The sequence below is a fragment of the Candidatus Merdisoma sp. JLR.KK006 genome (assembly GCF_036941035.1).
GTDB lineage: Bacteria > Bacillota > Clostridia > Lachnospirales > Lachnospiraceae > Laedolimicola.
In genome coordinates, this window is record NZ_JAYMNS010000002.1 from 191,722 (window position 1) to 205,386 (window position 13,665).

Annotated in this window: 10 protein-coding genes and 1 pseudogene; all 11 read right to left on the reverse strand. The window is 39.6% G+C overall.

Translation table 11 applies throughout. The features are described 5' to 3' along the window. Nucleotides 1-108 precede the first annotated feature (108 nt). On the reverse strand, nt 109-2,121 hold the full coding sequence (locus tag VSQ61_RS02550; protein WP_334342859.1) for a putative capsular polysaccharide synthesis family protein: 2,013 nt from the start codon (nt 2,119-2,121) through the stop codon (nt 109-111). A 53-nt stretch (nt 2,122-2,174) separates the two neighbouring features. Next, the gene (locus tag VSQ61_RS02555) at nt 2,175-3,539 is read right to left on the reverse strand and encodes a nucleoside-diphosphate sugar epimerase/dehydratase (RefSeq protein WP_334342860.1); all 1,365 of its coding nucleotides are present in this window, start codon (nt 3,537-3,539) and stop codon (nt 2,175-2,177) included. Continuing rightward, a complete protein-coding gene (locus VSQ61_RS02560) occupies nt 3,539-4,456 on the reverse strand; it encodes a capsular polysaccharide synthesis protein (RefSeq protein WP_334342861.1) in 918 nt (305 codons plus the stop codon). Before VSQ61_RS02560 ends, VSQ61_RS02555 begins: the two co-directional genes overlap by 1 nt. A gap of 51 nt (nt 4,457-4,507) precedes the next feature. Continuing rightward, nucleotides 4,508-4,786: pseudogene (locus tag VSQ61_RS22905) on the reverse strand (hypothetical protein); the annotation flags it as partial. Between the two features lie 46 nt (nt 4,787-4,832). Continuing rightward, entirely contained in the window at nt 4,833-7,421 is a 2,589-nt protein-coding gene (locus VSQ61_RS02565; RefSeq protein WP_334342862.1) for an autotransporter outer membrane beta-barrel domain-containing protein, read from the reverse strand. Between the two features lie 41 nt (nt 7,422-7,462). Next, complete coding sequence (locus tag VSQ61_RS02570) at nt 7,463-8,578, reverse strand: hypothetical protein (protein WP_334342863.1); 1,116 nt, start codon at nt 8,576-8,578, stop codon at nt 7,463-7,465. Between the two features lie 126 nt (nt 8,579-8,704). Next, nucleotides 8,705-9,814, reverse strand: a complete 1,110-nt coding sequence (locus VSQ61_RS02575; RefSeq protein WP_334342864.1) for a hypothetical protein — start codon at nt 9,812-9,814, stop codon at nt 8,705-8,707. Nucleotides 9,815-9,848: 34 nt separating this feature from the next. Further along, complete coding sequence (locus VSQ61_RS02580; RefSeq protein WP_334342865.1) at nt 9,849-10,385, reverse strand: hypothetical protein; 537 nt, start codon at nt 10,383-10,385, stop codon at nt 9,849-9,851. Nucleotides 10,386-10,688: 303 nt separating this feature from the next. Further along, nucleotides 10,689-11,258 (reverse strand): PTS sugar transporter subunit IIA, encoded by a 570-nt coding sequence (locus VSQ61_RS02585; RefSeq protein WP_334342866.1) that lies wholly within the window; start codon nt 11,256-11,258, stop codon nt 10,689-10,691. A 2-nt stretch (nt 11,259-11,260) separates the two neighbouring features. After that, the gene (locus tag VSQ61_RS02590; protein ID WP_334342867.1) at nt 11,261-12,127 is read right to left on the reverse strand and encodes a PTS transporter subunit EIIC; all 867 of its coding nucleotides are present in this window, start codon (nt 12,125-12,127) and stop codon (nt 11,261-11,263) included. Between the two features lie 93 nt (nt 12,128-12,220). Further along, nucleotides 12,221-13,576 (reverse strand): glycoside hydrolase family 32 protein, encoded by a 1,356-nt coding sequence (locus tag VSQ61_RS02595; RefSeq protein ID WP_334342868.1) that lies wholly within the window; start codon nt 13,574-13,576, stop codon nt 12,221-12,223. Between the last annotated feature and the right edge of the window lie 89 nt (nt 13,577-13,665).

A 13,665-nucleotide genomic window follows, 5' to 3' on the forward strand; every position in this document is an offset into this window, starting at 1 on the left:
GTGCTCTCTCCAATTTTCTTTTATCCAATGAGTATCCTTTTCCCAATACCAAATCATATTCTTCACGTTCCCACTTTTCTATGCATTGACTAATTTGTTTAATAATTCTTAATCTTTTATGTTTTTCATCCATTTTTTATAAAAGCTTTTCTTCTCTTCTTCTGTATAGAAATGATCCATATATGGATTATTTCTATAATAATGCTCTGCATACTCTCTCGGAATTTCAAGTTTCTTCTTTACTTCTTCATAGATATGAGCGTACTCTTTGTCCTTTCCCACATTCTGGTTCTTCAATTCCAACTGTTGATTACCTGTAAATTTGCGAATTACCTCTGTCATTTGAGATAGTTTTTCTGCCTTCATAAGCAATATTTCCACACCATTTTCTTTGATACGCACATATCCTTTTTCTTTATCAAAAGGATATGCAAAAACATCAACTCCGCACAATTCCTTAAGTTCTTCATCAAACCAGATAAAAACTCGATCCTGAATCCGCATCATAAGTGTATAAACAATCTCCAAGAAGGTCTTTCCTTGTTTTAGTTGTTGTCTCAGATAGCTATCCGCAATTCCTGTCCCTATCCACTGGAACACTCTAGATAGGTCAACCGCTATAGGTTCTCGTACCATTGTGATAATCTTTTTACCTTTCATTTCATCCTTTACATATTTTGCATATTCCGGTGAATGAAATTGGTAAATACTTGAACTTTTTACAAAATCTCTATACCAGTCTTTAAGTAGTAATTCGGCAACTATATCATTTTTAAAAAAGAATCCATGTATATGTGTGTTCTTTACACCAGCCTTCCATAAGCTTTGTGAAACTGTCAATGAACCTACTTTTCCACCTTGGTAAACCAGTACAGGGTATTTACAAGCATCTTTAATCATCCCCCACTGCGACACCATCCTTTTATATCCGGAAGAAAATATCTCTGCTTTCGTTTCCAAAACAGTATTTTCACATATAAAACATTTTGATAAGAGCTGTACTGCAAAAGATGAAAGAAAACTTGCTTTTTTTACACATAACAGTGTTTGCTCAATCTCTTTTTTCAAGCTTTCTTTTTCAATTGCAATAATAAAACAAAGTTTTTCTTTTTCTTTTACATCTTCAATTGATAAAACATGTCCCCCCATAAGAAGCGTACCTTGCTTATGAATATCTTTATCACAAAAGTCATACCTGAATCCCATCTGCTGCAGCATTCCCGCAACCTGCTTACCACATTTTCCCGCTCCATAGATAACTATATCTTTTTCCTTCAAAGAACTGTTATTATCTAATACATCATAATCAATATATCTTTCCTTTTCTTGTGGAATTCTTTCTGTATACTGTTTCTCCCAATCCAATATCTTTTGTTCCAGTCCTTCATTTTTTAACAATGAGCAATAAAAATCTGAAACCAGTTTGTCTTGTATATCCCATACGTCCTGTACTGAATACTCCGAGTGACAATATCCTCTTTTTATAATACGTTCCTGTTTATATTTTAAGCTTTCATCTGTCTCACTGCCAAACAATTGATTTAATTCCTCAATTATCTGCACATTTTCTAATAGATCCCTATAGTGAACCAATTTATACTCTTTTCTTTTAAGGTAGTTCAATATACTAAGATTGTAATAGGCCCAAAGCAATACCCCATGCTCTCTACTATATCCGTCCCTTTTTCGTAATGACTCTGCCACCTCCAATGGATTTCTAAACACCCAGATATAATGGACCTCAACCTCTAATTCACCTAAAATTTTCTCCCACACAGGAAGCAGAACAGCAGTTCTCGGATCTTTAATCGTAACGATATTCCCTCTTTTTAGAAGCTTTTGAATACTTGACCTTAACTCTGCCATTACTTTTGCAAGCTGAGTATAGTCGTAATCCGCCTCCAACATTCCTAAACTATACCATTCCCGTCCAGCCAAGTGCAATATTTCATCATCTATACACGTTATATCTTTATTCTCAAAATAACCATCCGGATTATCTTTGCTTGCAGTTATCAATTCATCTTCCTCACCTAAATAACCACCCATGCATTGACATAATTGGGTTACAACTGAAGTACCACTTCTATGCATTCCTAAAACCATAATTAGCTTTTTCATATTTTTCCCTCTAAACTCTCTGTTTAAAAAATACTGTCACTTACAAACTACGATCAATAATATATAAAGTAATCCTTAGCAACTACATAGTCTTTTTCTTTCTCTAATCCGAACCCCTGCAATTGTTGTTCTATCTCCTCTGTTTCTGCACAAGTTACAATTATAAAATAGTCAGACCAATCCTTTACTTGTTCCGTAAAAACAATAGGAACTTTTTGTAAACTTTTACCGCTTTTTGTTTCATCATTATCCACAATTAAAGTAACAGGAGTTCTCAATTCATCCAAAAGTTTTCTGCATTTATGCCCTGCTCCAAAAAGTAGCAATCTCTTGCCATTTGAGTTGTTAAACAGCATAAGCTTCTCTGCCAGAAAGGAGTTGTGCTTTTCCAAACGCTGAAGTTCTCTGCTCTGATTATTTATCAAAGCAGAAAATACTCTTATCATATCCTGCTCAAATGAAGTATAAGAATATTCATATAAAGGGTAATCCTTCCTGTCATCATAGAACAAAATCCCATCATTTCTATGCAGATATTCCCTTGCAATTTCTTCATTTTCTGCTTCAAACTGTTTTAAAAACTTTTCCCGTTCTTCTATAGTAAAACATCCCTTTTCTTTTTCCTCACAGCAAAAATTTTGCGATAATTTCTCAAAACATAACATAGATGATATTCCTTGTTCCACATCTCCCTCATCAAGTATGGAATTAAAAATTCTTTTAATCTCAAGATAATTTTCACCTAATCTAAGATTTTGAGGAACACACTTTTTCCATTGATCCCAGTCTGGTTCTATTCCAATAGACGACAAAAAATCTGACTCTGTATTATGCTTTTCCCCACAAAGCTGTCCTTTTTCATATACTCTTACAATAAGATTTTCTTTACCAACAATATTACTTATATCATCTAACTGTCTTTTATAATGATATGGGGCACATTCTGCACAGCCGTCGAAATGTATAAATTCCTGGAATATTTGTCCGCATCCCACCGGATTTTTTACTCTCTGATTCCAAAAGGATTCAATTGCCCTATCCTGACGTCTTAAATAAATAATAACCTTAATATTGTCATACTTCTCTTTCGCTGCAGTAAGAAATTTGTTTGTATCCCAGACACATATTCTCTCATCCGATATTATTACATTTTTAGTTTTTAAATGCTCCAGTACTCGTTCCCACGCCTTATTCCAATTTTCTGCTTCGGTATCCAGCTTTTCTCTTTCCTTATAGAAAACACTTCCGTTTATTTCTTTTCCAAATGTAAGAAATTGAAGCCCAAACAGTTCCTTATTTAAATCCGGATAGCGCCATCCATATTCCTCTAATTTTTCCATATTCTCGTACAAAAAAGTCTGCAGCGCACTTGTCCCTGTTTTGCTTATTCCTATGTGTATCAATAACGTATGCTCCATTACCTGTTCCTCCTGTCTATCTCGCATAATTTAGCCCAAAAACTGTTTGTTTTTCCAGCATCCAAATAAGCCTCCTTATAAGAAAGCTTATGAATATCTGACATCTGTTTTAAATATTCGAAAGAATCTTCCTGAAATTCTTTGGTTAATTTCCCATTTAATAGTTGAGCCGGATCTCTTATAACATTTTCCACCTGTTCCCATTCCTTCGGCCTACACTCCACTACCATTGTCCAGAATATATGAAAAAAATAATAATTTATCGCTCTGTTCTCTCTTTTCCAATACTCATGCAGCAATGCTTCTAAAATAATCAGCATCTTATTTTCAGACTGAGCAGATATCAGCCAGTTTGCCGCTATCCTGGGTTCTGTACACACACTCCAATGTTCCCTCATATTGAACATAAATAATTTGCTGTTTTTCATATAATCCGGCAATTTGCTTCCTGTAAAATACACAGTTGCATCTATCCATATGCCGCCATAAACATTTAAAAGGCGCAGTCTGATAAGATCTGAAAAATGGGTATTGCTTATTACTCCATTTTCCCATTTTTGTACTATATAGTCAGGCAGATCAATATAATTCCATACATTCTCTGCATCTAACAGACAGATAAATTCTTTATCTCCCAATGCTCTTTTTAAAGATCGAATGCAGATTTCTACCAATTCCGGAGCCCGATCCATTCCTTGTAACCAAAGAATCCAAATCGGTCTTATATCTTTTTCAAAATAAGCCTTTCTCTTTGCTTCTATCTTCCAATAGCACTTATCACACAACACATAGGAATACTTTCTTTTAAGATATTCATAATCTCTCCACATTTCTGCCGATTCTTTTTGTTGCGGATGCATATTTTCCAATTCCTTTTCATAACAAATATCCAATTCCATATCAAAAGAATCCATCATGCAAATCTCATGGAAGCTTATAATCCTCGATAAATCAAACACCCTTTCTTCATAAATTGTCCTACGTATTTCCCATTCCCAAATACTTAAAATACAAAGGAGGTCCACATCAAGCTCACAAATCGCTTTGGGGGCTATCAATTTAAACCCTTCCCAGCAAAAACAAGTGTTATTGTCATTCTGACAACTATCAGTAAATGCCACAACTTCAAATCGGTCTGATAATCTTTTTATTCGATCTATATATTTCTTTGCCGTATTCCCTGTTCCCCAAAAAACAATCCGCAATTTTTTATTTTCCTTCCGCCCTGTTCTACACTGATTCTGCAAAAAAGAGGTACTTTAAAGTACCCCTTTTTCTTGCCAAAAACTTCAATTACTTTTGCAACTTAATTACTTCCTTCGTCCCATTTGTATCATTAAAAGTAATTGTATAATCACGTGATGTAATCCCAGCACTGATTACTCCATTAACATAAGAAGCTCTAAGCTTCAATATTCCATCTGCAAATGTATAATAAGTAGTGGGAACTGTTTTTTGCTTAGTTCCATCCATATATGTGACTGATTTAATACCAGTTGCCCCTATAGAACCTGAACCAAGATCCACTTTTATATTAAGCGGCTGATTATTAACCATTGTATACTCTTTTACATCAATAGTCGGGGCCACATCCGGTGCCTTTAATGTAACCTTTGCCTGTGTTTTGGCCATATCATTAAAGGTAATTGTAAAAGTTCGTGATACAACACTATTATTAAGCAACATATCAATGAAACTGTCTTTGAACGTAAATACACTGTTTGAAAATGTATATTTATCAGTTAATAAAGTCTTAACCTCACCAGTCGGAGATACAAACGTTATAGTACTAATTCCAGTTGCCGCCAACGCTTTAGTGCCTAAATCCACTGGCACATCAATACTCTTCCCTCGATCCATAGTATAATCTGCCTGTGCGATAGCTGGCCCTGTTCCGTCCACCTCCAATGTGATTTTCATTTTCGTTTCTAACTTATTATTTAAAGTGACTACATGTGTACGGGACGTTACACCATTACTTAATAACATGTCAATATAAGCAGCTTCAAATGTAAGCACCCCATCTGCAAATGTATATTTATCCGTCTGCAAGGTCTTCTCGGCACCAGTCGGATTTATAAAAGTAATTGACTTAATTCCAGTTGCCCCTACTGTTCCTGAACCCAAATCCACATTCACTGTAATAGGCTGACCACTGTTAATAAAACTGCTAACATCTGCATTAGAAGGTTCAATATCATCAGCAGTTAATGTAATCACTACTGATGTTGTTGTAACATTATTAAAATTGACTGTAAAAGCTCGTGATGCAACACCGCTATTAAACAGCATATTAATAAAGTCTGCTTTAAATGTGAGTACACCATTGGCAAATGTATATTTGTCAGTTTGTAAAGTTTTAGTTCCGCCAGCCGGAGGCGTAAATGTAATGGAACTTATTCCTGATGCTGCCAATGAATCAGTGCCCAAATCTACTGCCACATCAACATCCGTTCCTCTTTCCATCCTATACTCCGTCTGGGCAATAGATGGCTCTGTCCCATCTACTGCTAATGTAACTGAAAACTGAGTTTTGGCATTATCATTCAAAGTAATAACATGTGTGCGTGATGCAATACCATTACTTAGCATCATATCAATGTAAAGATCATTAAATGTCAACACACCATTTGTAAATGTATATTTATCGGTTTTCAGAGTTTGTGTCGCTCCAGACGAATTAATAAACGTAATAGAAGTAATGCCACTTGCTCCCAGAGCTCCTGCACCTAAATCCATATCCACATCAATAGACTGTCCAGAAGTCATACTATATTTTGTTTGAGCAATGGATGGAGCTATATCATCATTTGCAACTAATTTAACTACTTTCCCAGTTCTTGCCCTATCATTAAAAGTAATTGTATAATCTCGCTGCTTAACACCTTCTCTAAGCACACTGGAGATATAGGAAGCTCTAAATCTCAATACACCATCTTCAAATACATAATTACTGTCTGCCAATGTACTCATCGTCCCCGAAGAGTTTGTATAAGTAATTGAGCTAATACCTGTAGCTGCTAAATTTCCTGAACCCAGATCCACATCAACAAAAAGCGCCTTACCAACGTTCATAACATAAGAGGTCTTTACAATTGATGGAGCCAGATTTTTAGGACGAGCCGCAACATGCCATTCAACACTAATCACTGGTTCCAAATAACCAGACAATTTAAACCAGGAATTCGCTGAATTGCAGGCCCCTGTCAACCGAAATGTATAATCTACAAACTTAATATTATCTTTCAACAGCTCAACATCACTTTTTATCTGATACTCATACTTACCTGTCGAATGATTATATGTCGCCTTATATCCATTTGGCTGCCCTTTCAAGGTTGTCTTTATAGCAGCACCAAATTTATCAACCGCCGAAGTCTTCCCCTTACTGTCCGTCAATGCAAGATAAACACTGGCACTCATATCATCCACAAAGTTTTTATCCCCAATTAGCCGAACGCCATCCATCCCTGTAAGAGTAGCCTCTAACGTGACATCAACATCAACCATACCTTTATTAATTACAGTAAACCCATCGCTTGTACTGCTATAATCATAAGCAGCATCTTGCTCTAAGTTTTCAAAATATACACTTGCATTGGGTTCTAGGTTTTTGCCAACAAGAGAACCGCCTGCTGCTGAAGCAAGGCCTTTTGGATCTAAGATAAAATCAAATGCACTTGTGTAAAGCGTATTCTCATTTGCAGGACGATTTGCCTCTGTTGGAACCACAACACTAAATACATCTGACAGCACACCTTCCATCCCGCCAGACCCACCTGTACTGCCGCCCGTCGCTCTAGAATCAAATGAAACAGAGCCACTCATTATTATTGTTGCTGCCAAAATACCTGCAATCATCCTTTTACACTTGTGTTCCATAAAGCGCTTCTCCTTTTTAATCTTTCCAACTCTCTGGTTTTCTACCTTATGGCCCCCCATATCGCTTTACCTGCATCAGCCATAACGCCTTCTCCAGTGTATAAAACATTAACTCTTTCTTTGCTAAATTGTATAAGCTTTATTAAATCTTTAAACTCATCTTCATTTATTATAATCTTTTCAAATTCAAAACATTTTTTTAGATAATTTGCACATTTTAAATGAACACGTTTTACTTCAAAAGTTCTCTTATTCACGAGAAAGAATCCATCTATATGTTCATTCCTCGAAAACAAAAAAACAAAATTGCTATTCTCACAGCAATCCAATCGTATATGTTGCTTTTCATTTTCCAACAAAGGTATCTGCATTACTGCCACTTTAAAAGTCCCTTTTTCGACATAAACCAACTTATTACCATTATCCGGAAATATGATAACACCATCCTCTAACGGATAAATTCTGGAATAACCCTGTTCTTTTGGTAACCTCTCAATCCTCCTGCCCATGCAAGTAACATTGCTGCTGTCCAATTCTGTCAGCCAAATTTCTTTTCCATCATAACAACAACTATTCAGAATAATATTATTAAACTCTGATTCATTTATAATTACTTTATCATCATTTAGATTGCATTCCACATAATATTTTGTATTATGCAAAGTAAAACTCACTACCCCTTTATAATAGCCAGGATATCTGATACGCAAATCATTATTGCTTATTTTTGTTCTTCTAATGCACTCATATAATTTCTTTTTTATATACTTCTTTGTTAATAATTCAAAGCAAATAACTTCTCCATCTATATATCTAGGGAAAAAATAAATACAACTCTCATGCATAAATGTCATATATGGCCTTGACATTTCGTACAATATAGAGGGTTCCTGTAAATAAAAGCCTGAATCTTCTCCCTGTTTTTTTCTATCAAATACTAAAATCTTTAGCGAATTCTCTGTTACCAGATAAAATTTATCTTGAAATAAAAATATTCTTCGAGCAGCAAATCGCTCTTCTTTCCTGTAGCAAGATACTACTTCCATTTCAAAGCTATCAATATCTATTCGACAAATAGCCTGTATCAAATTATCAAAAATCCACAAATACTCATCTTCACAAATCACGTCCAAAAAAGAAGCTTTTACAAAATCCACATCGCCCTCTCCCTTAAAACCATCCTGTCCTCATTCTTTACTCATATACTTCTTTTGAAGAGAAGAGATACTACAAAGTATCTCTTCTCTATCAGTCATAAATCAACTTTTATACTTCAAACACACTTAAATTGTAATTGTAAACTGAACCGTAGTCTTTGCATCGTCATTAAACGTAATTGTATAAGTACGATCTGCTGTCAAATTAAGAAAAAGATTTGACTTTAATGTCAATGTACCATCTGCAAATGTGTAATTTGTGTCTTTTACAATCTGCTCAGCACTTGTTGTCGGATTTATGAATGAAATAGAAGTAATTCCCGTTGCTGCCAGATCGCCTGCGCCCAAATTAACAGCTATGTCCAAATCTCCACTAGCCGGTCTTGCAAATGATGTCTGTGCAAGAGACGGAGCTGCTTCTGTCGGAGCCGTTGAAGGCTCAACCTTCCATGTCAACTCTACCTCAGGAGCTACAGTAGAAGGAAGATCCAACCAGCCTTCACCCTCACTGCAAGAACCCGTCAAGGCAAACTCATATGTTGAGAAGAGAGACGGATCTGTTCCTACCAGCTTATACTCATAATCACCAGCAGTATCATCATACGCTATTTCATATGCACCATCTCCTGCTGCAGGAATCGTCCCTGCAACTTCCGCTGCACTGGTCTCTCCAATTGCTGTTTCTTTCCCGTTTCCAATCACTGCCATATACATGCTTACACTATCGTCTTCAAATTCATCCGACGAGGACATTGTGATACCAGTGTGATTTTTCATTACAGCTTTTATTGCAATATCAACAGCTATACTGCTCTTATTGGTAATCAGAGCATAATCACTGACATTATCCAATATCTCATCTGTTCTCTTTGTAAAGTATAAAGTCTTACCCTCTACAAAACCCTTTGCTAATGGTGTAGTTGCATCCACATATTTGGTAGCTTGTGTCGCTGTAATGAGCTTCTGCGGATCCATTACAAAAGTAAAGCCATCATAAGTAGACGCACCGCCTGCATCAGTAATCTGTGTAGGAACAGTCACACAGAAAACATCCTTACTAACCTGACCTTCCATCTGGCCTCCGCCTGAAACAGTTCCCTGTGTATCACTGCTTGTTACTTTATCAACGTTACTGCCAGTCATATAGCTGTTCCCCGGAGCCGCTGCCAGTACGGAATTACCTGCTACCATAGCCATTGCCAATGTGGCTGCCAAAACCTTCTTATAATTTCTCATTATCATATCCTCCTTGAAAATACATCCAATTCCTTTAATTCTCAATAACAATCGTTACACTCACCCGCACTGTACTGATATCATTCTCATTTTCTTCATCCAACAAATGATAAATAAGAACGCAATCATACGTTCCGGCATCCAAGTCCTTATCCAGAGTGATTCCCTCCATATGACTCCCCACCGGAATAATGGGTGATTCAAAGATTGTCTCCCCCGTATCAGAACGCACGATATCAAAGTACACCGAGTTGGTATTCGTCACCGTATTCTCTACATATGCATTGTCCGACGCTGCGGTACCATTCTCAAAATACCAAGTGGAATTCATGGTCATCTCGTAGTAACCGTCAGCAACTCTTTCGCTGTCCTGCATCTGCTCAATGATCTTATCCACATTGTCCTCATTGACTACCACATTGCGGCGTCCCTGCTCTTCACCATCCTTGTTCAGCAACAGATAGATCACAACGCCTATCAAGGCCAGGATAATCAAAATGCATATGATAAGAACAATTTTCCCTCCCTTCTTCTTTGCCTCTACGTTGTTCTTTGGCTCTGTGTTTGACACGTTTGATACCTCCTGGAATAACTTTTATATTTATTTCTGCGAAACTTTGTCCGCAAAACATAAATATCTGCTGGAGCGCTCATTTTCAGCTCCGTTATTGTATATATCGGCATATATAAATAAAACATTAGATTATTTTTTCAATTTTTATTAGGACTTTTTCATTATACTACAGAATTTCGGTTATTTCTAGCAAAATTTACTTTAATAAAAGGTATAAAAAGCGGAGTACTTCACCAACACCATCAGGCAGCTGCCGCAGCCCCTAACTTTGGTACGATACTCCGCTTTCAAAAAATATTTTTAACCTACCTCAGCCACATCCTCACCAGCCGCAACCCTGCCGCCGACAGTCCACCTTAGGTCCTCATAACCATCACTGTTAGTCACAGCCATCATCACCACATCCGGATGCCCCGCCTCTGCGATCTGCTTCAAATCCATCGTCAGCAGCAACTGTCCCTTACGGACCTCCTGCTCCTCCTTCACCTGAACATCAAAGCCCTGGCCGTTCATATCCACCGTGTCAAGTCCCACATGAATCAGCAGCTCCACGCCTTTCGGCCCCTGAAGTCCAATCGCATGCTTCGTATCCGCCACCTGGGTAACCGTCCCGTCAAAAGGCGCATAAACCTTGCCCTCATCCGGCTTAATTCCGCAGCACTGTCCCAGCACTCCCTGCGCAAACACCTGGTCAGGAATCTCTGCCATCGGTACATAGGTTCCGGTTACCACTGCGCCAATTTTAGCCGTCTTTTCAGGCTCAGGCAGGAAATTGGACTTTTCGGTCTTAACAGCCTTTTTCTCTTCCCCCGTCTTGTCACTAAAGCCAAAGAACCATGTAAGCGCAAATGCCGCCCCAAAGGAAACCACATTTACCAGAATAATACCACATTTTCTACCATGTGAAGCACCGGCCCGATACAGAACATGGCAAGAGCCGAGCCCGCCAAAAGAGTCACAAAAGGCGTCACGATCAAATCAACCGCATCCGGCACATGGCGGCGGAGGAACTTTTCAAACTTTGCGGTAAGAATGCCTGTAGCAAAGGCCGGAAGCACCGAGCCCTGATAACCTGCCACCCGAAGAAAGCCGAAGAAAATCAAAGGCTCCGCCGCCCCGGATCCCACATCGTAGGCGCTGGGAAGACTGGGGCTTACCAGCATCAGGCCAAGCACAATGCTGATCACAGGGCTGCCGCCAAAGTTGCGGAACGTGGACCAGCACACCAGCGCGGGCAGGAATGCAAATGCCGTATCCGTAAGAATCTGCGTGTACGTAAGCAGCGCCTGAGGAACATCCCCGGGCGTCATTCCAAAAAGCGACAGAACCGCCTCCTGTGTCAGAAGCCCCCGAAGCTCCATAAACAGACCTGTAGCCACCAGTACGGGAATTACTGGCACAAACACATCGGAAAACATGCGGACGGCCCTCTGGAACTTATTTCCGTACACAGGCGCTTCCTCCTTGCCGCCCTTTGCACCGGCATCCGGATCTCCGGTAATCTTAATTACCTCGTCATAGATACGGTTTACCAGACCCGTACCCAAAATAATCTGATACTGTCCCGAGTTGAAAAAGGAGCCCTTAACCCTCTCCAGATTCTCCACTGCGTCCGTGTCAATCTTTTCCCTGTCAATCACAACAATGCGCAGACGTGTGGCACAGTGCCGGACAGTGGAAATGTTTTCCTTACCGCCGGTCAGTTCTACGATCTTCGAAGCCAATTCTTGTTCCGTCATTTTGAATCTCCTCCTCATTTTTAATTTTTCAGTACCCTTTTTAGGAGCCCTCTCTATGAAACAATTTCCGGCGCCGTCCGGGATACCGGTATTTTATATCATTCCCCGAACCGTAAGCTTTGCTCTCTCATCCATCCCGTCAATCACCACAGCCGGCTCCGTCATGGGAAATACCCTTGCGGAAAATACTGCCTCTCCGCCGTTTAAAAATACCTCTACGCTGGAAACATCCGACCAAATCTCGATCTCTTCCAGTCTATCAAGGATCCGGCTGCGGATTTCTTGTTCATCCCTCACCCAGTTCCGGCGAGTGAATACCAGCCTCCGTCCGTCCCAGTGAAGTTCGGTCTCACCCAGATTCAAATGCAGCTCTGATGAAAATGCCTCATGGGAGATTGCCTGAAGCTTCAAATACCATGTCCGCCGCTCAGGCCGCACCACACAACTATTTTCTCCGGTCCGTTTAACTTCATATTCCTGCCCAAGCAGCCCGTATAACTCACGAAGCGGTCTCTGATACAGCTTTCCATCCCGAAGCTCCAACTCTCTGGGAATGGTCAGACAGTGAATCCGGGGATCTCCCTGGCCAAAGCTGTTTTCCTGCTCCTCTTCCTCCATCCGTGACATCCAAGCAAAGAGAATCCGCCGTCCGTCCGGAGCTTCAAAGGTCTGGGGTGCAAAGAAATCAAAACCGGATTCCAGCGTCTCATAGCCATGTTCCAAATCCCCGCTCCTAAGCTGGCCCGTATCCTCATCAAAGGAAACCAGCTGATAGGCGGAATGGGCGGAAATCACCTGATCCTCCTCATTGTTCCGTCTCTGCAGGCAATACAGCAGTATATACTGTCCATCCAGGGCGAACAAATCCGGACACTCAATCATTTCGTGCTCCTTTGCCTCAGCCAGTATATGAGAATACCTCCACTGAAGCCCGTCCTCTGAGCTTCCCAGAACTACGGAGCCCTTTCCGTTCTCTTTCTGTCCGCCCAGTACCATGTAATAGCCGTTTTTTTTCGTCCGAAAAACCTTCGGATCCCGAAAATGCTGGGTAAAGCCCTTGGGAGTTGAAAGAACCACACCTTTCTTTTCAAAATGCAGTCCGTCCTGGCTCACGGCAAGACATTGTGTGCTGTTGCGTTTTCCCTGACTGTCCTTTCGGCTTCCCGTATAAAAAGCGCAAAGCTTTCCGTCAATCTCAAGACAGCTTCCGGAATGGACTCCCGAGCGGTCATAGGTATCGCCCGGCTGAATCGCCCCTCCCCGAAATTCCCAGTTTATCAGATCCTTGGACCAGAACATCCCCCACTCCTTATGGGAATGATCCTTTTTATATCGATTCCATTGAAAAAACACATAATATCTGTCCCGAAACCAGACAAGGCCGTTGGGGTCATTCATAAGCCCCTTGGGCGGCTCAAGGTGGTACTGCTGTTTCTTATCAGGTCCCATATTCATCCTCCTGTGGGGTACTTGACTTTCATGCTTCTATTAAACTAGATTTCACCCCGTTCTTCCATATCATTTCCAAAAATAAATAT

Coding starts and splice junctions, on each gene's coding strand:
- VSQ61_RS02550 (WP_334342859.1), bottom strand. CDS start 2,121: ATGAAAAAGCTAATTATGGTTTTAGGAATGCATAGAAGTGGTACTTCA.
- VSQ61_RS02595 (WP_334342868.1), bottom strand. CDS start 13,576: ATGGGACCTGATAAGAAACAGCAGTACCACCTTGAGCCGCCCAAGGGG.
- VSQ61_RS02560 (WP_334342861.1), bottom strand. CDS start 4,456: ATGATGGATTCTTTTGATATGGAATTGGATATTTGTTATGAAAAGGAA.
- VSQ61_RS02575 (WP_334342864.1), bottom strand. CDS start 9,814: ATGAGAAATTATAAGAAGGTTTTGGCAGCCACATTGGCAATGGCTATG.
- VSQ61_RS02565 (WP_334342862.1), bottom strand. CDS start 7,421: ATGGAACACAAGTGTAAAAGGATGATTGCAGGTATTTTGGCAGCAACA.
- VSQ61_RS02555 (WP_334342860.1), bottom strand. CDS start 3,539: ATGGAGCATACGTTATTGATACACATAGGAATAAGCAAAACAGGGACA.
- VSQ61_RS02590 (WP_334342867.1), bottom strand. CDS start 12,127: ATGACGGAACAAGAATTGGCTTCGAAGATCGTAGAACTGACCGGCGGT.